The 24,775-nt window shown below is 45.4% G+C and carries 20 protein-coding genes, 1 tRNA gene and 1 pseudogene; 9 read left to right on the top strand and 13 right to left on the bottom strand.

The genetic code is table 11. From position 1 onward, the window contains the following. The first annotated feature begins 47 nt into the window (after positions 1 to 47). From IPJ02_11380 to IPJ02_11365, 4 genes and pseudogenes are all read left to right on the top strand, one after another. Positions 48 to 893, top strand: a complete 846-nt coding sequence (locus tag IPJ02_11380) for a methyltransferase domain-containing protein (GenBank protein MBK7376134.1) — start codon at positions 48 to 50, stop codon at positions 891 to 893. A gap of 23 nt (positions 894 to 916) precedes the next feature. Next, positions 917 to 1,531, top strand: a complete 615-nt coding sequence (locus tag IPJ02_11375; GenBank protein ID MBK7376133.1) for a DUF3455 domain-containing protein — start codon at positions 917 to 919, stop codon at positions 1,529 to 1,531. A 112-nt stretch (positions 1,532 to 1,643) separates the two neighbouring features. Next, positions 1,644 to 3,152, top strand: a pseudogene (locus IPJ02_11370) (aspartate aminotransferase family protein). 17 nt (positions 3,153 to 3,169) lie between these two features. After that, a complete protein-coding gene (locus IPJ02_11365) occupies positions 3,170 to 4,540 on the top strand; it encodes a T9SS type A sorting domain-containing protein (protein ID MBK7376132.1) in 1,371 nt (456 codons plus the stop codon). Between the two features lie 3 nt (positions 4,541 to 4,543). On the opposite strand, the gene IPJ02_11360 is transcribed toward IPJ02_11365, so the two are convergent. The 11 genes from IPJ02_11360 to mutY all read right to left on the bottom strand — a co-directional run bounded on the left by IPJ02_11360 (position 4,544) and on the right by mutY (position 17,265). Continuing rightward, complete coding sequence (locus IPJ02_11360) at positions 4,544 to 5,437, bottom strand: lysophospholipid acyltransferase family protein (GenBank protein ID MBK7376131.1); 894 nt, start codon at positions 5,435 to 5,437, stop codon at positions 4,544 to 4,546. Positions 5,438 to 5,550: 113 nt separating this feature from the next. Continuing rightward, entirely contained in the window at positions 5,551 to 6,450 is a 900-nt protein-coding gene (locus tag IPJ02_11355; GenBank protein ID MBK7376130.1) for a lysophospholipid acyltransferase family protein, read from the bottom strand. 113 nt (positions 6,451 to 6,563) lie between these two features. Then, positions 6,564 to 8,186 (bottom strand): L-aspartate oxidase, encoded by a 1,623-nt coding sequence (nadB, locus tag IPJ02_11350; GenBank protein MBK7376129.1) that lies wholly within the window; start codon positions 8,184 to 8,186, stop codon positions 6,564 to 6,566. A 93-nt stretch (positions 8,187 to 8,279) separates the two neighbouring features. Continuing rightward, positions 8,280 to 10,286 carry a (E)-4-hydroxy-3-methylbut-2-enyl-diphosphate synthase gene (gene ispG / locus IPJ02_11345; GenBank protein MBK7376128.1) on the bottom strand — a complete coding sequence of 669 codons (2,007 nt, stop codon included), beginning with the start codon at positions 10,284 to 10,286 and terminating at the stop codon, positions 8,280 to 8,282. Positions 10,287 to 10,348: 62 nt separating this feature from the next. Beyond that, on the bottom strand, positions 10,349 to 12,052 hold the full coding sequence (locus IPJ02_11340) for a VWA domain-containing protein (GenBank protein ID MBK7376127.1): 1,704 nt from the start codon (positions 12,050 to 12,052) through the stop codon (positions 10,349 to 10,351). 70 nt (positions 12,053 to 12,122) lie between these two features. Further along, entirely contained in the window at positions 12,123 to 12,956 is an 834-nt protein-coding gene (locus IPJ02_11335) for a class D beta-lactamase (GenBank protein MBK7376126.1), read from the bottom strand. Positions 12,957 to 12,968: 12 nt separating this feature from the next. Beyond that, the gene (locus tag IPJ02_11330) at positions 12,969 to 13,550 is read right to left on the bottom strand and encodes a DUF3109 family protein (protein MBK7376125.1); all 582 of its coding nucleotides are present in this window, start codon (positions 13,548 to 13,550) and stop codon (positions 12,969 to 12,971) included. 70 nt (positions 13,551 to 13,620) lie between these two features. Further along, complete coding sequence (locus tag IPJ02_11325; protein MBK7376124.1) at positions 13,621 to 14,226, bottom strand: hypothetical protein; 606 nt, start codon at positions 14,224 to 14,226, stop codon at positions 13,621 to 13,623. Between the two features lie 77 nt (positions 14,227 to 14,303). Next, positions 14,304 to 15,647, bottom strand: coding sequence for a gliding motility-associated protein GldE (gene gldE, locus IPJ02_11320; GenBank protein MBK7376123.1), 1,344 nt, complete (start codon positions 15,645 to 15,647; stop codon positions 14,304 to 14,306). 30 nt (positions 15,648 to 15,677) lie between these two features. After that, positions 15,678 to 16,115 (bottom strand): single-stranded DNA-binding protein, encoded by a 438-nt coding sequence (locus IPJ02_11315; protein MBK7376122.1) that lies wholly within the window; start codon positions 16,113 to 16,115, stop codon positions 15,678 to 15,680. A gap of 64 nt (positions 16,116 to 16,179) precedes the next feature. After that, entirely contained in the window at positions 16,180 to 17,265 is a 1,086-nt protein-coding gene (gene mutY, locus IPJ02_11310) for an A/G-specific adenine glycosylase (protein ID MBK7376121.1), read from the bottom strand. Between the two features lie 214 nt (positions 17,266 to 17,479). Here mutY and IPJ02_11305 point away from each other — a divergent pair, with 214 nt between their 5' ends. From IPJ02_11305 to IPJ02_11295, 3 genes are all read left to right on the top strand, one after another. Then, entirely contained in the window at positions 17,480 to 17,803 is a 324-nt protein-coding gene (locus tag IPJ02_11305; protein ID MBK7376120.1) for an integration host factor subunit beta, read from the top strand. Positions 17,804 to 17,849: 46 nt separating this feature from the next. Next, on the top strand, positions 17,850 to 18,701 hold the full coding sequence (locus IPJ02_11300; protein ID MBK7376119.1) for a tetratricopeptide repeat protein: 852 nt from the start codon (positions 17,850 to 17,852) through the stop codon (positions 18,699 to 18,701). Positions 18,702 to 18,990: 289 nt separating this feature from the next. Further along, entirely contained in the window at positions 18,991 to 20,541 is a 1,551-nt protein-coding gene (locus IPJ02_11295) for an Rne/Rng family ribonuclease (GenBank protein ID MBK7376118.1), read from the top strand. 46 nt (positions 20,542 to 20,587) lie between these two features. Here the strand turns inward: IPJ02_11295 and tig are convergent, their stop codons facing one another. Then, on the bottom strand, positions 20,588 to 21,955 hold the full coding sequence (gene tig, locus IPJ02_11290; protein ID MBK7376117.1) for a trigger factor: 1,368 nt from the start codon (positions 21,953 to 21,955) through the stop codon (positions 20,588 to 20,590). A 114-nt stretch (positions 21,956 to 22,069) separates the two neighbouring features. Then, positions 22,070 to 22,154: transfer RNA gene (locus IPJ02_11285), tRNA-Leu, on the bottom strand. A 114-nt stretch (positions 22,155 to 22,268) separates the two neighbouring features. Between IPJ02_11285 and IPJ02_11280 the strand changes: the two genes are divergently transcribed. Together IPJ02_11280 and IPJ02_11275 are read left to right on the top strand one after the other, a co-directional pair. Continuing rightward, a complete protein-coding gene (locus IPJ02_11280) occupies positions 22,269 to 24,509 on the top strand; it encodes a bifunctional (p)ppGpp synthetase/guanosine-3',5'-bis(diphosphate) 3'-pyrophosphohydrolase (GenBank protein MBK7376116.1) in 2,241 nt (746 codons plus the stop codon). Positions 24,510 to 24,599: 90 nt separating this feature from the next. Beyond that, positions 24,600 to 24,770 (top strand): hypothetical protein, encoded by a 171-nt coding sequence (locus tag IPJ02_11275; GenBank protein ID MBK7376115.1) that lies wholly within the window; start codon positions 24,600 to 24,602, stop codon positions 24,768 to 24,770. Positions 24,771 to 24,775 lie beyond the last annotated feature (5 nt).

Below are 24,775 nucleotides of genomic sequence, written 5' to 3'. Positions count from 1 at the left end.
CCTGCAAATAACGCAACCAAATCCCTTTAATCAGAACAAGATACATTATGGAACAATTACTGGAACAGATCCGGGACCAACAGCGGTTATCCTGGAATAAATTCTCTCCCGGCTGGAAAAAATGGGACGACCTTTTTATGGATTTCCTACGCCCCATGGGGGACGAGATCATCCGGCAGATCAACCCGGAAAGCGATGATACGATACTGGATGTGGCGTGCGGGACCGGCGAACCGGGCCTTACAATAGCCTCTCTTTTAAACAACGGAAAAGTGGTGATAACAGACCTCTCCGAAGACATGGTTCAGATAACAAAAGAAAATGCAGCCAGTCGTGGCATTAAAAATATCGAACCGCTGGTGTGTGATGTTACTGAAATGCCTTTTGCCGATAACACATTTGATGCCATCAGTTGCCGTTTTGGCTTTATGTTCTTCCCCGACATGCTGTTGGCTGCCAAAGAAATGGCACGGGTGCTGAAACCCGGCGGAAGGATCTCCACTTCGGTCTGGAATATCGCTGAAAAGAATTTCTGGGTCACCGCCATCCTGGGTGCCATCAATAAGAATATACCCCTGCCGGCTCCCCCACCAGGAGCACCGGGTATGTTCCGCTGTGCCGAAGAAGGATTGCTGGCCGGCATTTTTAAACAGGCCGGTCTGAAAAATATCTCTGTAACAGAAGTGAATGGAACGCTGAATTGCCGCACCACAGATGTTTACTGGGATGTAATGACGGAACTGGCTGCCCCTGTTTCAGCAGCACTCAGCAACGCGGATGAAGCATTACGGGAAAAAATAAGAACGGAAGTATTCCGGGTGGTAGGTCAGAAATACCCCGAACAAAAGGTGTGGATCGGGGGGAGTTCTTTGGTGATCTACGGAGAAAAATAATCTAATCATAAATCAATAATAACATGTACAAACAAATGAAATTTTACCGGAAATCCATATTAACGGCATCTTTATTCATTGTGGCATTCATCAGCTGCAAAAAAGACACAGAGCCGGATACCACTTCCCCCGCATACCAGATCAACCAGAGTGAGGGACTGCTTATTCCTGCAGTGGTCGATCTGCCGGCCAACCTTCCCAATGGCAATACCCGGGTAGCAACTTATTTTGCGGAAGGTGTTCAGAAATATAAGGCCCAGGTGAAAACGGGAAGCAATCCCGTCACTTATGAGTGGGTATTTGTGGCGCCACAGGCAGACCTGTATGATGCAACGAATAAAAAAGCCGGGACACATGGTGCAGGCCCTTTCTGGCAATTATCTCCCAATGATTCCATTTTCGCCCAGCACTTTGTTCCGGCAAAAACAGCAACAAGTCCTGATGGCAATTGTATTGACTGGTTGCTGCTGATGCCCAAAACCGGGAAGACCCCTACCGGGTTATTTGCCGGTGTTTCCTATATACAGCGCATAGCAACCGTTGGAGGGAAAGCCCCGGCCGTTTTACCGCAGGGTATCCATGAAACCGCCGAAGTGAAATATACAGCCATTTACCGGTTCTCTAAAAAGAATCCATAAGTATTTTCTGAAGATTTGCCATGAAGAAAAGTAAAAAAACTGAATGGGTACCGGTACATAAACAGAATAAACAGGAAATCAAAAATTGAACTTATATATGACCAATGCTGTAATGGTACATGAAAAAAAACGCCGGGTAGCCCCGCTTCATATTGATGCTGATTCATTTCGTGAGAACGGGCACATGCTTATTGATGAGATCGCCGCTTTCCTGGAACTACTTCCGGAAAGCCGGGTAACCAAAGGGGAACAACCCATGGAGATAAGAAAGCGGCTTGGTAAAAGCCCCTTGCCCCTGGAGGGAACTCCCCTCGAAAACATTTTGTACACGGCGAAAGAATTACTTTTTGAATATTCCCTGCATAACGGATCGCCCCGGTTTTGGGGATACATCACTTCCCCGGCAGCCCCGGGGGGCATACTGGCCGACCTGCTGGCTGCATCGGTTAATGCCAATGTAGGGGCCAATATTCTTTCCCCGGTGGCAACTGAAATTGAAAAGCAAACCATCCAATGGCTTGCCACGTTCATTGGCTATGCCAGCAATTGCGGCGGGCTATTTGTCAGCGGGGGCAACATGGCAAATTTCACGGGTTTGCTTGCTGCCCGAAAAGCCAAGGCAGGCTAGGACATACGTCAAAACGGGTTTAACGACAAGCAGATGATCATTTATTGCTCAAAAGCCACTCATACCTGGGTTCAAAAAGCAGCAGACCTTTTTGGTTTTGGGTTAAGCAATATCCGGTGGATAGAATTGACCGGGGAGCAACAAATGAATGTACATAGCCTGGAAAAACAGATCCTGATGGACCGGCAGCAAGGGTATTTTCCCTTTATAGTCATCGGCACTGCCGGTGCGGTAGGTAACGGGGTAGTTGATCCGCTTGATAAGATCGCCGAAATATGCAGGCGATATGACCTGTGGTTTCATGTAGACGGTGCCTATGGTGCACCGGCAGCTGCAGTGCCGGCAACGTCCCAATTATTTAAAGGAATGGAAAAGGCTGATTCCATTGCCCTGGACCCGCATAAGTGGCTGTATTGTCCCATTGAAGCCGGTTGTATCCTTGTGCGGAATGCCCGTCACCTGCAGGATGCATTCAGCTTCCTACCGCCCTATTATAATTTTAACGGGGCCCATGATGACCCTCCTACAAATTTCCTTGAATACGGGTTTCAGAATACCAGGGGTTTCCGGGCATTAAAGGTCTGGGTTCAGCTGCAGCAGGTTGGCAAAAACGGGTATGTACAGATAATCGCTGATGACATGAACCTGGCAAAAAAACTTTATGACCTGGCAAAGGAAGAAGATGAACTGGAGGCTGTTGCCCATCACCTGAGCATTGTAAGTTTCCGGTATGTACCGGCCGGATTGAAAGACCGGCCCGGAGCCGATGCTTACCTGAATAAATTAAATGAAGCCATTCTTAACCGGTTACAGGCAGGTGGTGAAGTGTTTGTTTCGAATGCGGTTATTGAAAACAAATATTGTTTAAGGGCCTGTATCGTAAACTTCCGTACGACCCAGGAAGATATTGAAGTGCTGGCCGCTGTTGTTTCGCAGACCGGAAGGCAACTGCACGAAGAAAGGATTCCTGATCCCCTAACGCTTGTGCAATAACTTTTAAAAAAATATTTATGCAATTATATAAAACCGTTAAACCAGTTTCTCTTTCCATCGGCCTTATGCTGTTTTTTAAAACCGTAACGGCCCAGTTATACATAGGCACCGGTGAAACCTTTCGCCAGTGGGGAAATGTACAACTTACCCTTCATAATACCGACATCATCAACCACGGAAATTTTTTTCCCGGTCTGGGTTCTGTTTTATTCACCGGCAACAATAACTCAACGATCAGTGGTACACAAACAACGGTATTTAATGATTTTGAGATAAATAAAACAAATGGCAGTGTAGTGATGCTGCAGCAACTGATCGATATTGTACGCAATGCCCGTTTCACTTCCGGCAATCTTGACCTGAACGGAAATATCTTAGACCTGGGTATAACGGGAATATTGCTTGGCGAAAATGAGAACAGCCGCATCACCGGCAGCAATGGCGGACAGGTGCTTTTCAGCACAGTGCTTAACAATCCCTCCGGTGCAAACCCGGCAAACCTCGGCGCTGTTATCACATCCGGGCAAAACCTGGGCACCGTGCTGATAAGACGGGGACACAGATCACAGGTAAACAATTATGGGAACGGGAATTCCATCCTACGGTATTATGATATAGTGCCTGTGAATACGGTTCCATTCTCTGCCACATTGCGCATCAACTATTTTGATGGAGAACTCAATGGGTTGACTGAAAACGGATTGGTTTTCTGGAACAGTTCAGATAACCTTCACTGGACCAACGAGCATTTTACTTTGGGAAACACGAACCTCAATTACATGGAAAAAACCGGCATAAGCTCCTTTGGACGATGGACCTTATCCAGCAACAATAATGGGTTACCGGTAATATTTATTCTGTTCAACCTGAAGTGTGATGAAAAAAGGATCCTGTTAACCTGGAAAACAGCACAGGAACAAAACAGCAGCCATTACACTATTGAAAAAAGTACGGATGGTGTTAGCTGGAAAGCAATGGGTACAGTACCTGCTGCCGGCAACAGCAACACAGAAAGAAGTTACCTGTTTACCGATAACAACCCGGCACAAAACAGCTATTACCGTATTGCCCAGTTTGATATTGACGGCCGGGTTGCCCGTACAAACATCCTCCGGTCATCCTGCATTCCCGGGAATGACTTTAGCGTTTGGCCCAACCCCTTTGCCAACAGGATATTTATTTCGGTAACTGCAGACAGGCCATCCGGTGCTGTTATAAAAATATTTGACAGTAAGGGGGCACTTGTAAAGAAACAGGATGCAACGGTCCTGGCTGGCAACACCCAGCTCACTGTTCACACAGGACACTTGCCGGCAGGAGCATATAATCTTTCAGTAGAATGGAGTGCCGGTCAAATAAATAAAGTAATTCAACTACTAAAACAATAACAGTCAGATCGGTTTTGTATCTATCCACAGGGGCCTGTATTCCTCGTTCCATTCAAATTTAAAACGTTTGTGGCTCCATAGGTACATTTCAGGTTGTTGCCGGATGGCATCTTCAATATAGTCGCGGTACATCAAGGTAAGTTCACCGGGTTTTAACAAAGATGCGTCTTTGCAGACAAGTGTAAGGCTGGTTTCATATTTACCCCTGCCGGTCTTAAATGCCCTTCCAAAAACCACCGGGCATTTTTTGAGTATGGCATTCTTTTCAGGACCGGTAACAAAGGGAGTGGGCTTATTAAAAAAATTCAACCAGTAACTTGATCCCGGGCCTCCCGGTTTCTGATCTGCTACCAGCGCCAGGCAATGCGTTTTTTTGGCCCAGGCAATGAACGCTCTTTTGATGTCTGTTGCCGGCAGGAATACAGCTCCGTATCTTGTCCGGAGTTTATAAAATAATCTGTCAAGCGGTTTACTGCTTATGGGCATATACACTACTGCCAATGGTTGCCTGATATGAATGGACCAGTGAAGACTGATCCACTCCCAGTTGAACTGGTGACATGCATGCATCTGGCAGCTGATATTCTCTGCTGCCAACCCATCGAATATTGAAAAGTCTGTTTTACAATGTTTATCATAGAAAGATCTTGAAACAGAAAGGCACTTAATGGTCTCCATGAATGAATCGGTGAAATTCCGGTGAAATTTCCTGGCTATCTTCTTTCTTTCCGTGATCGTTTTTTCAGGAAATGCGATAGCAAGATTTCCCTCTATTATCTTCCTGCGGTAGCCAAAGACCCGGAAAAGAAAGTAACTGATCAGATCACTTAGTAAATAGAGAATCTTCAACGGAAGTAAAGAAAGGAGAAAAAGGAACCCGTAAATAAGATAGTACATGTGCCTGCTTATAAGAATTATTCAGGTTCAAAGATACAAAGGAAGAGAAATATAGAAAACCGGGTCAGGAGGAACGATCACCGGCACAACAGGATCACTGTCTGTATATTTACTTATACCCTTGCTACCTTGTTGATCCAGTGTTCTTTATATTCCTCTTTATAATCCCATTTCCAGCGGCGGTGTGTCCATAGATAATTATGTGGTTCCTCCCTTATTATTTTTTCTAAATAATCCCGAAAGGCCCCGGTTATTTCACCCACACCGGTGGATGCAGCATTTTCTGTATAACACATGCATTCCAGAACGTAGTGGCCCCTGCTGATTATCCTGCTGCGCACAAAAACGATGGCCGCATCATTTTTAATGCCACCCACTTCGGGGCCGGTTATAAACGGGGCCGGTTTACTAAAATAATTCTGCCAATAGGCAGAACCCGGATTCCCCGGATTCTGATCAGCCGCCAGGAAGAACACAAATCTTTTACTGAATATCTCTTCTCTTTTCTCCCTGAATTCGGTGGCCTTAATAAATTTAGTACCGTAACGTTCCCTTATTTTAAGGAACAGTTTTTCCATTGCCTTATTTTTTATCGGCATATAGATCGCAAAGGACGGAATGGTATGGATTACCTTTGACATGAACAAACTGCCATACTCCCAGTTAAACTGGTGACCGGCATGAAGCTGTATATTCTTCCCTTTTTTCACCAGTTCGCTGATGACCGTAAAATCGCCCTGGCATCTTTTTTCAAATGTCCGGTCACTCATGGAGATCAGTTTTATTATTTCCACAAACGTGTCGGTAAGATTACGGTAAGTGCGCCTGGCTATTTTTTTAAGTTCAGTATCCGGTTTTTCAGGAAATGCTATTTTAAGGTTACCCATCACTATCTTCTTTCTGTAACCAAAAACATGATACAGGAAAAAAAAGATCCCGTCACTGATCAGGTAGATAACTGCAAATGGCAATAAGGAAAGAAGGAAAAGAAATCCATAAATGAGATAATACATGATACTGGGTTTAAGGAAGATTGATTACATCCTGAATATGAAAGGTACGTTCTTAAAGCGGGTACCAGCCTGACTAAACTCACAAACGGGAAGAAAAATACCGGCATTCCTTATTACAAAACGATGTTTTGCACCCGTTCTGATCTGCCGGGATAGTCGGTATTGAAGTGAAGGCCCCTGCTCTCCTGCCTGAACCCGGCACACTTCACGATCAGGTAAGCCACGGTTATCATATTCCGCAGTTCACAAAGCGGCGGGGATACAATTGTCTTTTGATAAAGGGATTCCGTTTCTTCATACAGGAGATCAAGCCTTTTCATGGCCCTGCTCAACCTTTCATTGTTGCGAACGATCCCTACATAATCACTCATCAGTAATTTCAGTTCCTTTACACTTTGGGTTATCAGGATCATTTCCTTTGGCATATTGGTACCATCGGCCTTCCAGTCGGGGATACTGCCCCCTCCGCCCCCGCCAACTGGCGGGAGAACTATGGGAAGATCAATTTTTGTAATTGAATCTTTATATGCACGGTGTGCAAATACCATTGCCTCCAGCAGGCTGTTGCTGGCCAGCCGGTTGGCGCCATGAAGGCCCGTGCAGGCGCATTCTCCCGCGGCATACAGGTTGTTGATGGATGTCTGTCCGTGCTCATCTGTTTTAATTCCACCGCAACTGTAATGGGCTGCGGGGGCAACGGGTATCATGTTTTTTGTTATGTCAATTCCTATACCCAAACATTTTTCATAAATATTGGGAAAGTGTTCAATGAACTTTTCCCTGCTGAAATGCCTGCAGTCTAAAAAAACATTTTCCGTACCCGCCACCTTCATCTCATTATCTATCGCCCTGGCTACAATATCCCTGGGCGCCAGGTCTTTCCGGCTGTCGTATCGTTCCATAAAGGCTTCGCCGGCATGATTACGCAGTATGCCACCGTCTCCCCGCACAGCCTCGGTGATCAGAAAATTCTGTCCCCGGATACCGGGCTCATACAGGGAGGTGGGGTGAAACTGGATGAACTCCATATTCTCGATCCTTCCTTTGGCCCGGTAAACCATGGCCACCCCATCCCCTGTTGCAATGGCAGGATTTGTAGTAGAACGGTAAACCTGCCCGTTGCCACCAGTAGCCAGCATGGTTATTCCGGAAAGTATCTTTTCGATCTTATTGCTGGCAAGATTTAAAACATACACGCCATAACATTCAATATCGGGGGTTGCTTTTGTAACAAGGTAGCCGAGGTGGTGTTGTGTAATGATATCCAGTACAAAACAATGGCTGATGAGATGGATGTTCTTTTGTTTTGCGATCGCGGCAAGCAAAGCCCGTTCCATTTCCTTACCGGTCACATCCTTATGATGCAGGATCCGGTATTCACTATGGCCCCCTTCCTTTCCTAGTTTATAATCGCCCCCGCTTTCTTTATCGAACCGTGCGCCCCAGTGAATGATCTCCTCAATACGTTGTACGCCTTCTTTTACAACAATTTCAACAACCTCCTTATTACAAAGCCCGTCGCCGGCGATCAGCGTGTCTTCGATATGCTTTTCAAAACTGTCATGATCAAAATCCATGACACCGGCAATACCTCCCTGTGCATATTTGGTATTGGTTTCGTCACTTTGCGTTTTGGTAAGGATGGTAACAGATTTGTCCGGGCACGCTTCCGCCACTTTTAATGCATAGGTCAGCCCTGCAATGCCGCTGCCAATTACGAGAAAATCTGTTTGCATAGTTCTTAAATCAAAAGTTAAAAGGCGAAAATCAAAAAGTCAGCAGTAAAAAGATCATACAGTAATTTTGACTTTTAACTTTTTAATTTTTACTTACTGAGGTTCCACCCATGCCCCGTTCTCCTTTATCAGGTTTATCAGTTCATCAACCGCTACTTCACTGCTCACATTTCTTTTTACCACTTCCTTTCCACGGTACAACGTGATCTTTCCTGGCCCGCTACCCACATAACCAAAGTCTGCATCGGCCATTTCGCCGGGGCCGTTTACGATACAGCCCATAATGGCGATCTTCACCCCTTTCAGGTGATTGGTAACAGCACGGATCTTCGCCGTGGTTTCCTGCAGGTCAAACAATGTTCTGCCGCAACTTGGGCAGCTGATGTATTCTGTTTTGGAGATCCTTGTACGTGCTGCCTGCAGGATGGAGAATGCCGTATTGTTGGTGAACTGGTAAATATCTTTCACTTCCAGATAAGTACGGCCACTGGCCTTTACAGTTCCCATCTGTGCCTTGTTGCTGTATCCAAGGCAAATACCATCGCCAAATCCGTCCAGGAAAAGTCCACCGGTTTCTGTGGCAAAATGGATCAGGTGTTCATCGGGTGTCTGTCCACCGCTGTCTGTGATCAGCACCACCGGGTTTTTAATATTCCGCGTTTGCAGCTCCATGAACATGCGGCGAACACTTTGCAGGGCATTTTGGTTGGTACTGCTTAAACAAAGCACCGCTTTTTTGTCATTCGCAAGTTCATCCAGGAAAGTGAAATCATTGATCGCTGTATCATCGTTGAAACAATCGATCATCACAAAATTCAGCAGGTCGCTTTTGGACCCTGCTTCAATATATCCTTTGTCTGAAAAGATAGGCAGGTATTTTTGTTTATCCGTTGCTCCTTCCCATGTTGCCGGGTAAACGATCACTTTTAAAGTGCCCGGCAGCTCAAAGGGGAGCAGTTGGTGTCCGGTGAATACATAATCAGCGGCGCTGTCGCTGATGTTCCACTTGTCGGTGACTTCATCATAGCTGTATCCAATGCTTTGCAGATGCTCATGTGCAATGTTTTCGATCTTGCCCAGGTCGGCAATTACAACAGGCACATGCCTGGCCCCGATATTACCCACTTCGAATGTTTCCCTGCGCCTGTATTCAAACGGAGAATAAGGAAGTTTTCCGATGGAAGGCATTTTGCCGCCGGCCGTTGACCGTTGATCATTGGCCGGATAACGCTTCACCAGGTCTTTGCAGACAGGAATTTCAAACTCCGAGTCTTCGGTAAGTGAAACCCGGACCGTATCCCCGATACCGTCTTCCAGCAACGTACCGATGCCGATCGCTGATTTTATTCTTCCGTCTTCCCCATCCCCTGCTTCGGTAACGCCAAGATGCAATGGATAACATTCTCCGAATTCATCCAGCATGTGCTTAATAAGAAGCCGGTAAGCCTGTACCATCACCAGCGGGTTGCTGCTCTTCATGCTCAATATGATATTGTGGTAATCCTCAGAACGGGCAATGCGTAAGAATTCCATGGCACTTTCCACCATACCAATGGCCGTATCGCCATAGCGGCTCATGATCCGGTCGCTTAAGCTGCCGTGATTGGTACCGATGCGCATGGCAGTACCGTGTTCCCTGCAGATCCTTACCAACGGTGTAAATCGTTCCCGTATGCGTTCGATCTCTTCTGCATATTCCGCATCCGTATATTCTATCTGCTCAAATTTCTTCTTATCAACATAATTGCCGGGGTTCACCCGCACTTTCTCTACGATCCGTGCAGCGATCTCTGCCGCATTGGGAGTAAAATGTATATCTGCCACCAGGGGTGTATCGTATCCCCGCCTGCGCAATTCATCCTTGATGTTCTGCAAGTTCTCTGCCTCTTTTTTGGAGGGGGCTGTGATACGGATTAGTTCTGCACCTGCCTCAATGCAGCGGATGGATTGTTCCACCGTGGCCATGGTATCCATGCTGTCGGTGGTGGTCATGGTTTGCACCCGGATAGGGTGCCCGTTGCCCAATAACAGGTTACCAACCTTAACCTCTCTTGTTTTGAGGCGCCTGTATGATGTAAGGGATTCACAATAAAACTGCATAATGCAAAAGTAACAATAAAATGACGGGATTGTTTATGGACCAGCGTTGATGGGGATCTTCTTTACCAGTCCTTCTCCGGTTTGGCAACCGTGCCTGTATTTACCCGCCTTAATTTATCCTGCAGGTTTTTTTCCTGTTGCAGCAGGGCTTTTAATTTTTCTTCCGCATCCTGCTTGGTTAGTTTGGATGGCTGTGGTTTGGGTAGTTCATTCTGCTCCTGCTGCTTTTGCTTTTCCTGCTCCTTCTTTTTCTGGTCTTCTTTCGGCTTCTTTTTTTCTTTGTTTTCTTTATTATCTTTTTTCTGTTCCTCCTGCTTTTGCTGCTGCAATGCTTTTTGAAGGTTTTGACGGGCATCTTCATCTGCCGGGTCCAGTTTCAATGCATTTTTATAGGCTTCAATGCATTCAGGTATTTTTTTGCTGTTCTGAAGCACTACCCCCTTATTATAAAATGCCTTTGCCCTGTCTGCCTTTGATCCGGCCTTGCCAAGTGCATTTTCATACGCCCCGATGGCCTCATCGGGCTTGTCAGTCTTATACAGGGCATTCCCTAAATTATAACTGGCTACGGGATTGCCCGGGCCTTTTTCTGCTGCCTGCCGGTAGTTGGTAACTGCATTCGCATAATCCTTTTTCTCATAGGCCTCATTCCCTTTTTTGATCAGGGTCTTTTCATTATTCTGAGCGAAGGAAACGGATGAGAATAAGGAACAGGAGAGGAAGAACAGAAAAGCGGGTACCGCAGTTCTTTCTGCCGGCGTTGATCTCTGCCGGCGTTGACCTCTTGTTTCAGAAACAAAGAATTCAAGGATCAATAAGATGAATGCCGCTGCAAGAAAATAAGGAAAGTAGTTCATGTAATTCACCTGGGAATCTTCGGTGATCGTTCGCTGGTCCATGTTCTCCAGTTGTGCTTCCAGCCTGCTTACCAGATCATCGGTGCTGGTAAATAACTGGTAGGTGCCTTTGCCTTCTGCGGCGATCTTTTTCAATTCTTCTTCATTCAGTTTGCTGATCACTATGTTCCCGCTATTATCCTTCTTGGGCTGGTTTGTCAGTTCATCGGTAAAGGTGGCCCCCATCGGTGAGCCAATCCCCACGGTGTTGATGATGATCCCGTTCTCCGCCATTTGCCCCGCGGTTTCTACTGCCCCTTCGTCATGGTCTTCCCCATCACTGATCAAAACAACGGCCTTGTATTTTTTTTCTTTTGGGTTGAATGAAGCGTAGCACATCTTCAGCGCATCGGCAATTACAGTTCCCTGTGTGGGTACCACATCGGTACTGGCGGAAGAAAGATACATTTTTGCAGCGCCATGATCGCCGGTCAACGGCATTTGCAGGTATGCCCTGCCTGCAAACAGCACGATGCCGATACGGTCGTTGCTCAGTCTGTCGACCAGCCGGGTAAGGGATTGCTTCGCCCGTTCCAGCCTGTTTGGTTTGATGTCTTCGGCCAGCATGCTCTTGCTCACATCCAGGGCGATCATGATATCGATGCCGCTGCGGTTCACTTTTTCTACCCCACCCGGTTTACGGAGATTGGCCAGCGCAAAAACTCCCAGCGCAAAAGCGGATACAATGAGTAAAAATTTTATGGCAAAACGTCGGGATGAATGATTCTTTATGAGCTGCTTTACCAGGTTTTCATCGCCGATCCTCTTTATTGTTTTTTTCTTCCAGCTGATGACAAGATAGTACAGCACAGCAAGCACCGGGATGGCAGCCAGGAGCAGAAGATATGAGATATGCTGAAAGCGTAACATGGGCTGGCAAATTAAGGAACTGCCGGGTAAGTAAAGTGTTAAATTGAGGGCCTGTTCATAAGCAACCCGGCTATTTCTTCCCCTCAAAAAAACCATACTGTTTTAGAATGCCCCTGGTAATATTCATTCTTGCGGTGGCAATATCAGTATCCCGGTCCGGGGCTTTTACGAAAGTCACAAAGAAATAAACATGATTATTCTCCTCGATCCAACCGGTCATCCAGCCCTGGGCATTGCCATCAACACCAAAACCCCAGCCGGTTTTATAGCTCAATTTGTATGCCGTATTATTGTCCTGCAGCATTGCATCCTTTACCTGCTGCTGAACAGTTTTGCGGAAGGGCAACTGGTCGAAGTACAGTTTTTTCAGGAGGCCCAGCTGCTCATCGGGGGATATCTTCAGTTTATTGTTCAGCCAGAATGAATCAATGGGGCCGCTGATATCCTTGTTGCCGTAACCGATGCTGTCGATCCATTGTTTCATGGTATCAGCTCCGATCCGCCGGGCCACTTCCTGGTAATAAGGCACATTGCTTGCTTTAAACGCTTCGGTCATGCCCATATCCTTATTCCAGTTCCGGGCGGTATCTCCATTGGGGTAAAAGCGGATCTGCCCGTCCCATTTTATCAGCATATTCTCATCCACGATGATCCCTGTCTGCAAACCGATCAAAGAGTTCACGATCTTAAATGTTGATGCAGGGGAAAAGCGCATGGTATCCAGCTTCATATTATAAACCGTTATCTCCCCGCTGGCATTGTCGAGCATGGTAAAGCAACCGTCTACGTTGTTCTCATCAAAATATTTTTTCAGGCTGTCGTCGTTCGTGGCTTTGTTAACGGTACAGGCAAAAAAGAGTAAAGAACAGGAAAGAAGGAATAAGGACGTATGAATTCTTTTCATGGTAGCAGTAAATTATTTTTTATTTAAATGCGCAGCGGTGGCTTCCAGTGCATTGTAGAATTTTTGCCCGAATTTCCGTACCAGTGCTTCTTTCAGGAAGACATATACGGGCACTTTCAGTTTTTTTCCCAGAGCACAGGCTGCTTTGCAGTTATCTTCCCGGGGTTCATAATTCACATACACATTATCGCTGTGTTTGCTGCTTTTGGTAATTACGGGGAAGAGGTGGCAACTGATTGGCTTTTTCCATTTTATCTTTCCCTCGAGATAAGCCTGTTCAATGCCACACTTGACAATACCGGATCCATCTTTGATGCCATACACACAGACCTTGCTTTCAATAGTTGGAGTAACCCAGCCAAATTCCTTATCATACACATACCTGCCCTGCCGTTCCAGTTCTTTTTTACTTTCATTGTTCAGGTAGGGCAAAACGGTATCATACACCTCGTTTATCTTATCCAGTTCCTCTTTTGCCAGCGGGGCGCCGGCATCACCGTCCACACAGCATGCACCTTTGCATTTTGAAAGGTCGCAAACGAACTGTTCCCTTAATACCTCATCACTGACCAGGATATTATCTATTGCAATCATAAGGCTGCAAAAATAACGAAAGCGCAGGGTTAAACGGCTGAAATGGATGCCAAACTATAGAAAAAGAGAGTTATTTATTTGTCCACCGGAAGGTATTGATCAGGTGGTCGATGTCTTTTTGTAAAAAATCCTGAACAGGTTTGAGTGAATCGGCATTGGGGGTTACATCAAAATAGAGGGCCCCCCTGAAAAAATTCCTTGTTGTATCACTCATAAAAAACTGTTTGGCGGTAGCTGCATTGCCCCCCACCCGGAAGAAGACCCCGGTGATACCGTTCTTTGTCTGGAACAGGCTGTCGTTGATGGAGGACGCAACCGCCTCATTTTTGCTGGTCAGTTTAAAGGCATCATTCACCATGTAATCAAATACATTTAAACCAACGGAGTCCTTATAAGTGCCATCGGCCTGCTTCACTTTATAGGTTGACCTGCCGCCAATGGCCTTGTAACTCAAAAATATCCTTCCGCCAAACTGTGGAAAATCAATATTGATCCAATACGGGTTAAGTGTATCCTGGTCGAAGTATGTGCTGTCCTTTACGATCTTCGCATAGACCGGGTATTCGAATGTGTATGGGAATCCCTTTTCTTCCAAAGAAATATATTTCCTCTCTGGAAAATCAATTTTGTAGTATCCTCTTTTTTTGGAAACATAGGGAGCGTTGCAGGAAGCAATCAGGAACAGGCAACAGGCAAAAGGTAACAGGCAAAGAGGGGAAAAACCAGGAGGTCTTGAAACCGTTTTTTTCATAGTTATTCGGGATTGGCGGGTTTGATCGTGATCTTTATTTTATCCAGGCGGTTCTTATGTATTTCCAGCGGAACAAAGATATAATCACCGCTTGCCACTTCTTCATTCACCTGCGGGAATTCACCGGCGATCTCCAGTACCAGGCCCGCCAGTGAATCACTGTCGCCCCGGAGGGCATCAAATGTATCCGCCGGCAATTTCATTGCTTTACAAGCATCATTGATCATTGTCTTCCCTTCGAAGATGTAATTATGATCGTCGATCTTTTTATTATTGCTTTCTTCCTCGTCAAATTCATCTTTTATTTCCCCGATGATCTCCTCCATCACGTCTTCCAGGGTTACAATTCCGGAAGTACCGCCAAACTCATCCACCACAACCGCAAAGTGTATGCGCCTGTTGCGGAATTCCTGCAAAAGGTCTTCGATCAGTTTTTGTTCATGTACAAAATAGGGCTGGCGCATGAGCGTATGCCAGTCAAATTCCGCCGGCTCATTTATGAACGGCAGAATGTCTTTCGTATGCAGCATGCCAACCACTTCATCCAGGTTATGGCGGTACACCGGTAACCTGGAATAATGCAGTTCTTCGATCTTCTTAATAACATCCCGGAAAGGGTAGCTGTGGTCGATGCCGCAAACATCCAGCCGGGTGCGCATTACCTGTTTTACCGTGGTATCTCCGAATTTCCTGATGCCCTTGAGTATTGATTTTTCTTCGGAGGTTGCTTCATGTTCCGGTAAAAGGTCTATGGCATAATCCAGATTGCTTGAATCCATGGTGGAAGAAGATTCAGAAGAAAATCTTCTTTCAACCCGGTCACTCAGCCTGACCATCCGTTTACTGAACCGGTAAAAGATGCTGCCGAATATTTCAATGACCAGGGATGCGGTGGCAGCAAACCAGATCTTATGATGTGTTGCCCATACTTTTGGCAGCACTTCACCAAAAAGCAGCAATAAAAAAGTAACCGAGCCTACCTTAAGCAGAAAAACCGGCCAAAAGGTCAATTGCAGTCCGGCGATCCAGCTGTCAATTAAAATATTTGAGATGAGGATGATCCCGATGTTTATGAAACTGTTGCTTATCAGCATGGACGCCAGCAGCGTTTTAGGCTGATCAAGTAAACTCACGATCCGGCGATAGGCCGGTTGCTTTTTTGTTTTAAGTACATTGATATCCTTGAACGTGAGAGAAAAAAAAGCGATCTCAGAACCCGCCATCAAAAAAGACAACATGAAAAGAAGAATGACCAGGATAATGAGTACGGTGGTAGCAGCAGGGGTTATTGCCAAAAAGAAGAACCTGGTTAAACCGATAAATTCATGAACCGAATGATGATCCAAAACAAAAAGTTTATGTAAAAAATTATATTCCTAAAAAGGCAGGCGCTCGGCACCCTCATCCGGGTGGGGTGGCATACCAGTATCGGCATCGGGGTTTTCCAACCCATCAAAACCCTGGCCCGGATGGCTGCCATCCGTTCTTTTATCGAGCATAATAAGATTATCTCCCACTACTTCTGTTGCAAATTTTTTATTCCCCTCCTTGTCCTCCCAGCTACGTGTTTTCAGGCGGCCCTCAATATAGACCAGGCTTCCCTTGTGCAGGTATTTCTGGGCAAGTTCTGCCAGTCCCCTCCAAAGAACAACCGTATGCCACTCCGTTTGAGAGATCAGTTTTCCGCTCCTGTCCTTGTATGTCTCTGTTGTAGCGAGTGAGAACTTTGCAACGGCAATATTCCCTTCCAGGAACTGCATATCCGGGTCTTTACCAAGATTGCCTATCAGCATTACCCTGTTTACTCCTCTCATAATAGTTGATTTATGCCGGACCCATCGGCTTGTAATGTGTTACAACAAATTTAAAGATACATTTTTATCTTTCAAATGCCTTTACCCCGCTTTCATCCAAATACCTGGTTATATACCGGGGAAAGGGCAGTTTGGCCAGTTTTTCAGGTGAAACCGCTTCATATTTTTCAAGCGAAGGTGCTTTTTTTGTCAGGAGATGAATGAAATACCCCTGGATCGCCTGGTGAGATAATTGCTGCTGGTATGTTTTTGAAACAGAACGGATCTGCACCGTATTGTTGTGACCAAGTTCCTTAAAAATCGAAGAAGCTTTAATCGCTTCAATGGTGACCTTCCTGGTCCCTTCTACTAAAACAAATTCGTACAGGTTTTCCCAGATGTCTTTCTTGCCCCGTTTGCGTACATATACCTTTCCGTTGTGCTCAACGATCAAATAACTGAACCACCTTTTTCTTTTAGCCGGTGGTTTTGTCTTCCGGGGTAATTTTTCAACCTTGTTTTGTAAACAGGCAACACATTCTTTTTTCAGCGGACAGGCAGCACACAATGGCTTTTGCGGCTTGCACACTACAGCGCCAAAATCCATTATTGCCTGGTTATAAATACCCGGCTGCCCCTGGTGCAATAATTCATTGGCAAGAGCGGTAAATATTCTCTTTCCTTCGCTGCTGTTAACATCTTTGCTTATTCCAAAATACCGGGAAAGGACCCGGAATACATTTCCATCTACCACGGCATAAGGCAAATTGAAGGCAAAAGAAGCGATCGCTGCTGCCGTGTAGGGCCCAACTCCTTTTAAAGAGCGTATCTCTTCATAGCTGTCCGGAAACTTTCCCTTTTTTTCTTTAGCAATAAAACGGGCCGTAGCGATCAGGTTTTTGCAGCGGCTGTAATAGCCTAATCCCTCCCACAATTTAAATACCCTTACCTCAGAAGCATTAGCCAGTCTTATGATCGTTGGAAAGATTTTCAAAAAACGGTTGTAATAGTCCCAGCCCTGCTCCACCCTTGTTTGCTGCAGGATTATTTCGCTGAGCCAGATCTTATACGGGTCCTTTTCTCCCTTCCAGGGCATCATCCTGCTGTTTTTGTTCTTATCCCAGTGAAGCAGATTTTTGGTAAAAAAAATTCTCTTCTCTTTCGTTTTCATGCCTGAATACCAGTTTTATTCATCTTCAATAATAATTGGTCTGCCATTTATTTTACTTTATAAATTATTAATAATCAATACTATATAATATTGGATGCAAACTATTCAAGTAATGATTTGAGTACAAAGTAATTGATAATCACCATCTTGTTTGGAAAATTCGAAAAAAATGTTGTATTTTTCTGATTGTTACTCTCATATAAAAATAATAAACATGAGAAAAGCCGACCTTATTAATCAAATATCAGACAAAACGGGTATCCCCAAAGTGGATGTTTTGGTCACACTTGAAACGATGTTCAAAGAAGTCAAGAGTTCACTGGCCAATGGGGAAAACATCTACATACGTGGATTCGGCAGTTTTATCACAAAAAAAAGAGCTGCCAAGATTGGCCGAAATATTAAGAAAAATATAGCTGTGGAAATTCCCGAACACTTTATTCCTGCTTTCAAACCAGCTAAAGAGTTTATGCAGGAAATAAAATCTTCAAAAAACATTAAAGAGAACACCGAAAAAGTGGACGACAGCGAAGAGTAGCTTAACTTTGCTGCCCCGCCTAAACCCGGCGGGGCAAATTTAACTAGTGAAGAAGCAATTAATACTGGTCATCAGCGGCCTCATTTTAGTAACCCTCCTTTTTTATTTCGGAAGAACCGTTGCCCCAAAAAGCAAATCAAGTACCCCGGCAGTGAACAGCGCCGGCAAACAGGCATTTAATATCTCCGGCTTTATCGAAGCCGAGAAAAAACGCCTTACCCCCTCGCAGGTCCTGGCAGTGGCAAAATTAGAAAACAGTGTAATACGTGGTGATGTTTCGGAGCAACAGGTGAAAGCCAATGGGCAACTGGCCGAATTCTGGAAGGACAGTGTTCGTTTATTTGAGCCCTATGCATATTATATGGCCGAAGCGGCTAAATTGGATAAGTCAGAAAAAAACCTCACCTTTGCTGCCCAATTATTTTTAGACAACCTTCGTTCGGAACAAGACGAGGCAAAGCTGAATTGGAAAGCAGAGCAGGCTATTGCTCTGTTTGAAAAGGCGATTGAACTTAACCCGGGTAATGACGACCTTAAAGTAGGTTTAGGCAGTTGCTATATCCTGGGAAAAGGCAGGGTGGGTGGCACCGAAGAAACAATGAAGGGCATCCAGCAACTTTTATCGGTTGCCAGGAAAGACTCCAACAACATGAAAGCACAATTAATGCTGGGCGTAGGAGGTTATATTTCAGGGCAATATGATAAAGCGGTTGAGCGTTTACTGAAAGTGGTAAAAGCCCAGCCAGACAACCTGGAAGCCATTGCTTTCTTAGCCGATGCATATGCTGCAAAAGGAAACAGGGACGAGGCGATAAAGTGGTATCAGATAAGTAAACGGCTGGCAAACGATCCGCATTACAGCAAAGAAGTGGATGAGCGGATCAAATCATTGAGGTAACATACCGGGTAAAAGCCGGTTTACATATTTTAAAAATTATTTTAAACAAAAAAAGACTAGTTATGCCTTGTGGTAAAAAGAGAAAACGTCATAAAATTGCAACACACAAGCGTAAAAAACGTTTAAGAAAGAACCGTCATAAGAAGAAGTAAGCTTTTTCTTACCCGTGCCGGCAATCCCCATACCGGCACCTGTTTACCTGCATTCATTACAACTTATACTTAGTTGCTGATGGTTGCTGCTTATGGTTTCCTTCCATGATGTAATGGTCTGAAAAAAAAATTTACGCTTGACCAAGGAGCTGATTATAAATGCTGCCCCACAGGGAGTTGAAATTGCCCTGCTGGAAGATAAGAAGCTGGTGGAACTGCACAGCGAAAAAGCTGATTCCAGTTTCGGCGTGGGAGATCTTTACCTCGGCAAGGTCAAAAAGCTCATACCCGGCCTCAACGCTGCATTCATAGACGTTGGTTTTGAAAAAGATGCTTTTCTGCATTACACCGACCTTAGCCCCTATGTTCGTTCCATCCTGAAATTCACCACCGAAGCGATCAATGATAAATCCCCAAATGGTGCTGATTTTTCAAAGTTCAGGGTAGAGCCTGAAATTGTTAAAACGGGCAAAATAGCGGAAGTACTCAACGGCCGCCCGAATATCCTGGTCCAGATATTAAAAGAACCCATTGCCGCAAAGGGGCCAAGGCTCAGTTGTGAGCTTTCCCTGCCAGGCCGGTTTGTGGTTGTTACCCCTTTCAATGACATCATTGCCATTTCCCGGAAGATCCATTCTTCCGACGAAAGAAAAAGACTGCACAAGATCATTGAGGCGATCAAACCTAAGAACCTGGGCGTAATTGTACGAACAGCCGCAGAAGGGAAACACACGGCCGAACTGCATGAAGACCTGTTGAGCCTGGTGGCCACATGGAAAACAATTCAAACCAATTTAAAAGGAGCAACTCCTCCAGCCAGGATATTGAGTGAGCAGGGAAAGACCACCAGCATCCTCCGGGACCTGCTGAATGAGGACTTTAACAGGATCGTGGTCAATGACAAAAACATTTTTGCCGATACCAAATCATACATCCAGCGCATTGCACCGGATAAGGCCGATATCGTTACGTATTACAACAACGGTTCACCGGTTTTTGACAGCTTTGGGATCACCAAGCAGGTTAAGGCAGCTTTTGGTAAAACGGTTAACCTGCCAAGCGGAGCCTACCTGATCATTGAACACACCGAAGCATTACATGTTATTGATGTGAACAGCGGTTATAAAAGCGTAAGCAATAACCAGGAACAGAATGCCCTGGAAACAAACCTGGAAGCTGCAGAAGAAATTGCACGCCAGTTGAGGCTGCGGGACCTGGGTGGTATCATTGTGGTGGACTTTATTGATATGAAACTGGCCGAGAACAAGAAGAAACTGGCCGATGCCATGGACAAATTCATGCGGCCAGACAGGGCCAAACACGCCATCCTGGCCATCAGCAAATTTGGCCTGATGCAGGTGACCCGGCAACGCATGAAGCCGGAAATGAATATCAACACCAGCGAAGTTTGCCCAAGTTGTAACGGTACCGGTAAAATATCATCCACCCTTATACTGGAAGATGAAATAGAAAAGAACCTCAGTTACCTCATCATGCAAAAACATACGGGGCTGACGATCGAGGTACATCCCATCCTGCACGCTTATCTTACAAAGGGATTCTTATTCTCCCGACTTTCTAAATGGCGGCGCAAATACAAGCAACGGATCAAACTGAAAGTAAACTCCAACTATCATTTAACAGAGTTTCATTTCTTTGATGATAGTGATGAAGAGATAAAGCTATAAAAAAACCCGGGCAGATAACCCGGGTTTTTATTGAAATCATTTCTTATCAATGATGGTGATGATGCTGCATGGCATTCAGCTCCTCCGGGGTCACTGTCTTCTCTTTAGACTTTACCTGTTCTTCCAGCCAGTTGAATAGTTTATCCGTTATCAAACGGCGGTAACTGGCATCCACCTGCTTCTCGTCCTTCATCATCCGGTCGATATAACTTTCGATCCAGCTGGTATCTTCTCCCAGGTTCATGGTACCAAAATAACGCATGATCTCTGCTTTCATATATTCCCGCAGCTCTTCATTGCTTACTTCCAGCTTTTGTTCCCTGACCAGTTTATCGCTGATCAATGTCCATTTTAACTGGCTGCTGAAGCCCGGAAACTCAGCCTCCGCCTCATCTGCGGTCTTTTCCTTTTCGCCGCTTGTCTGCAGCCAGCGCTTTAAGAATTCTGCCGGGAAATCCATTTTGGTCTCGTCAACCAGGTAATGGTATATCTGGTCCTGCAACTGGTTGCGGCTTTGCGCCTTCCAATATGCTTCGATCTCTTCTTGGATGGCAGCTTTCAGTTCTTCCAGTGTTTTAATTTCCTTCGCAGGGTAGATCTCCCTGAAAAAATCCTCATTCAGTTCACGCTTTTCAACGAGGCCTATCTTAACGATTTCAAGCTTGAAGTATTTTTTACCGGCTTCTTTATCTTCCTTATCAAATCCCAGGTCCTGCAAGAACATCGCCAGCTTGTCTTCATCAAAAGCCTTGCTTAACTGCACCGTAACCACATCGCCAACCTTCTTGTCCATGAATTTCTTCTGTACCGCAGCAGTAAAATATTTCAGTATCACAGAGTTTTCTTTTGATACGCCCCCTTCAACTGCATTAGCATCCTTATCGCTTTCCGTAAAGAGCAGGTTGAGTACATTCTCATCATTGGTAACCGTTCCGGGTTCGGTCATTTTACCACCCTTGATCTGCATACGGCTGATCTCTTCATCCACCATTGTATCTGTTACGTCTACTTTATGCAGGGTCAGTTTTGCTTTTGCCAGGTCGGCCAGGGTATATTCCGGCTTCAGCCCTATCTCAAAACCAAATTCATAATCGGCCGGGTTATTGATATCCATGTTCTGCATATCGCTGGCCAATGGCAATGGCTGGCCAAAGATCTCGGGCCTTTCCTTATTCAGCCAGGTATACAGTTCCTTTTCCACGGATTTCAGGATCTCATCGGTAAATATGGAACTGCCGTACATTTTTTTGATCATACCGGCTGGTACCATTCCTTTCCGGAACCCGGGGATGTTTGCCGTTTTGCTGTAATCTTTCAGTTTTTTCTCAAAAGAGGGCAGGTAATCTTCCCTGTTCAGTTTTACTGTCAGTTTATCATGCAGCTGGCCGATAGGCTCTCTTGTAATTGTTGCCATTTCTTATTATTTAACTTTTAAATATTGAACAAGGAACAGGGAATATCGAATTCTGAAGTTCATGATTCCTTGTTCCTTGCCTGCCTGCCGGCAAAGGCAGGTTCGGTATTCGTTTGGTGCGGATGATAGGGGTCGAACCTACATGCCTTACGGCGCCAGATCCTAAGTCTGGTGCGTCTGCCAATTTCGCCACATCCGCTTGTGCTGTGTCTGCTCCCGCCTTTGGCGGGACACATCCGCAAAAGGGCTGCAAAAGTAAGGCATTTCGGCAAAACGGAAAACAGATTTGTTTTACGTAAATTCGTTTCATCCGATGGAAGAAACAGCAGCAACCATACCGAAATACAACCTCAATGAGGCAGAGGAGAAAAAGGAGATCCTGCGGCAGTACCGAGGACTCCTGAGGGTTTTAAAATCCAAATTAAAACCCGGTGACAAGGAACTGCTCCGTACCGCCTTTGGAATGGCTGCCGAAGCACATAAAACGATGCGGCGCAAAAGCGGGGAGCCCTATATCCTTCACCCCATTGCCGTTGCCCGTATATGCGTGGAAGAGATCGGCCTGGGGGTACGCAGTACCATTTGTGCCCTGATGCATGATACGGTGGAAGACACCGATATCACACTGGAGGATGTTCAACGGGAATTTGGTTCGGAAGTGACCAAGATCGTTGATGGCCTCACCAAGATAAGTACGGTGATGGATACAAACAGTACCCAGCAGGCCGAGAATTTCAAGAAGATATTACTTACACTTACCGATGACCCGAGGGTGATCCTGATAAAACTTTCCGACCGCCTCCATAACATGCGTACCCTGGGAAGCATGAAAAGAGAAAAACAATTAAAGATATCCAGCGAAACGGTTTATGTATACGCCCCCCTTGCCCACCGCATGGGCCTCTACAATATCAAGACCGAGATGGAAGACCTGGCCATGAAATACATGGAGCCGGATACCTACCGTTACATTGCCCAAAAGTTAACCGATACCAAAAGAGAAAGAAGCAAATACATCAACGACTTTATCCGCCCGCTGAAGGAAAAACTGGAAAAGGCTGAATTTGATTTTGAGATCTATGGCAGGCCAAAAAGCATTCACTCTATCTGGAACAAGATGAAAAAGAAAGGAGTGAGTTTTGAAGAAGTGTATGACCTGTTTGCCATACGCATACTGGTAAATTCCCCTTTGGAAAAAGAAAAAGAAGATTGCTGGAAAGTGTATAGCATGATTACGGACGAATACACCCCTTCTCCCGAACGCTTAAGGGACTGGTTGAGCAACCCCAAAAGCAACGGATACGAAGCGCTGCATACTAGCGTGATGGGCCCGCATGGTAAATGGGTGGAAGTGCAGATCCGTACCAAGCGGATGAATGAGATCGCCGAAAAAGGGCTTGCGGCACACTGGAAATACAAAGAAGGCAAAGATGACGAAAGCCGTTTTGATAAATGGTTCCAGCAGATCAGGGAAGCGCTGAACAGCCAGGATGGAAGTTCGATCGACTTCCTGCAGGACTTTAAAACATCTTTCCTGGCAGAAGAGATCTATGTGTATACCCCCAAAGGCGAAGTAAAAATGCTGCCGGTTGGTGCATCGGCCCTGGACTTCGCATTTGGCGTACATACGGCGGTTGGCAGCAAATGCATCGGCGCCAAGGTAAACCACAAACTGGTTCCCATCAGTCATAAATTACGCAGTGGCGACCAGGTGGAGATCATTACCAGCGCCAAGCAAAAGCCAAATATTGAGTGGCTGAACTTTGTTGTGACCAGCAAGGCAAAGGCAAAGATCAAAGACACCCTGAAAGAAGAAAAAAGAGCCACTGCCGAAGAAGGAAAGTATACGTTGCAAAGGAAGCTGGAAGGTTTGGGTGTTTCCATGAATCAGAGCAACCTGGAGGAATTATCGAATTTCTATAAAACGGGGTCTTCGCTTGACCTGCTGTATGATATTGCCATTAAGAAGATTGACCTGCGGGAGTTAAAGGAATTTACCGTGCTGGGCGATAAACTGGTTGCACCCAAACCGGTAAAACCACACGTGGAAGAAAAGCATGAAAAGGTCATCCCGGAAAAAACCTTTGACAAAAAAGACGCAGAACTGATCATCTTTGGTGAAAGCAGCGATAAGATACAATACACACTTGCCAACTGCTGCAAACCGATCCCCGGCGATGATGTGTTTGGTTTTGTAACCGCCGGCGAAGGATTAAAGATACACCGCACCAATTGCCCCAATGCAGCCCGGCTGCTGGCCAATTACGGACACCGGGTGGTAAAGACCAAATGGGCCAAGAACAAGGAAATATCCTTCCTCACCGGCCTGCGGATCATCGGGCTGGATGATGTTGGGGTGATCCATAAGATCACCAACCTGATCAGCGGTGAATTAAAATTCAATATCTCGGCCATGACCATTGAAGCCAAAGAAGGGATCTTTGAAGGCAATGTGAAGATATTTGTTCACGATAAGGAAGAGCTTGATGAACTGGTGGAAAGACTAACAGCGCTGCCGGGCATTGAACGGGTGGACAGGTATGATACGGAATAAATTAATTTATGTTGAATGCTAAATGATGAATGTTGAATTAAAACAACACTTCATTTAACAATCAACATCATCATTCAAAATAATAACAACATGCAGGAATTAATAAACAAGTTGATGGTAAACGCCGGCATTACAGAAGAACAGGCAACAAAAGCGCTGGAAACGATCAAGGATTTTGTGAAAGAAAAATTCCCGATGCTGGGTGGAGCGGTAGATAATATGTTTGCTTCTTCAGCTTCTTCGGATGATGATGCATTTTAATGCTG

It is taken from the genome of Chitinophagaceae bacterium (assembly GCA_016710165.1).
Classification (GTDB): Bacteria; Bacteroidota; Bacteroidia; order Chitinophagales; family Chitinophagaceae; genus Ferruginibacter.
Note: the sequence above shows the minus strand (reverse complement) of the source record. Positions and strands in the feature narration are given on the sequence as shown.

What these genes read in the sequence shown, in the direction of transcription:
- IPJ02_11315 (MBK7376122.1), bottom strand. Translation starts at nt 16,115, where the DNA reads ATGAGAGGAGTAAACAGGGTAATGCTGATAGGCAATCTTGGTAAAGAC.
- nadB (MBK7376129.1), bottom strand. Translation starts at nt 8,186, where the DNA reads ATGCAAACAGATTTTCTCGTAATTGGCAGCGGCATTGCAGGGCTGACC.
- mutY (MBK7376121.1), bottom strand. Translation starts at nt 17,265, where the DNA reads ATGAAAACGAAAGAGAAGAGAATTTTTTTTACCAAAAATCTGCTTCAC.
- IPJ02_11360 (MBK7376131.1), bottom strand. Translation starts at nt 5,437, where the DNA reads ATGTACTATCTTATTTACGGGTTCCTTTTTCTCCTTTCTTTACTTCCG.
- IPJ02_11365 (MBK7376132.1), top strand. Translation starts at nt 3,170, where the DNA reads ATGCAATTATATAAAACCGTTAAACCAGTTTCTCTTTCCATCGGCCTT.
- IPJ02_11280 (MBK7376116.1), top strand. Translation starts at nt 22,269, where the DNA reads ATGGAAGAAACAGCAGCAACCATACCGAAATACAACCTCAATGAGGCA.
- IPJ02_11305 (MBK7376120.1), top strand. Translation starts at nt 17,480, where the DNA reads ATGAGAAAAGCCGACCTTATTAATCAAATATCAGACAAAACGGGTATC.
- tig (MBK7376117.1), bottom strand. Translation starts at nt 21,955, where the DNA reads ATGGCAACAATTACAAGAGAGCCTATCGGCCAGCTGCATGATAAACTG.
- IPJ02_11375 (MBK7376133.1), top strand. Translation starts at nt 917, where the DNA reads ATGTACAAACAAATGAAATTTTACCGGAAATCCATATTAACGGCATCT.
- IPJ02_11275 (MBK7376115.1), top strand. Translation starts at nt 24,600, where the DNA reads ATGCAGGAATTAATAAACAAGTTGATGGTAAACGCCGGCATTACAGAA.
- IPJ02_11335 (MBK7376126.1), bottom strand. Translation starts at nt 12,956, where the DNA reads ATGAAAAGAATTCATACGTCCTTATTCCTTCTTTCCTGTTCTTTACTC.
- IPJ02_11355 (MBK7376130.1), bottom strand. Translation starts at nt 6,450, where the DNA reads ATGTATTATCTCATTTATGGATTTCTTTTCCTTCTTTCCTTATTGCCA.
- IPJ02_11340 (MBK7376127.1), bottom strand. Translation starts at nt 12,052, where the DNA reads ATGTTACGCTTTCAGCATATCTCATATCTTCTGCTCCTGGCTGCCATC.
- IPJ02_11330 (MBK7376125.1), bottom strand. Translation starts at nt 13,550, where the DNA reads ATGATTGCAATAGATAATATCCTGGTCAGTGATGAGGTATTAAGGGAA.
- ispG (MBK7376128.1), bottom strand. Translation starts at nt 10,286, where the DNA reads ATGCAGTTTTATTGTGAATCCCTTACATCATACAGGCGCCTCAAAACA.
- IPJ02_11380 (MBK7376134.1), top strand. Translation starts at nt 48, where the DNA reads ATGGAACAATTACTGGAACAGATCCGGGACCAACAGCGGTTATCCTGG.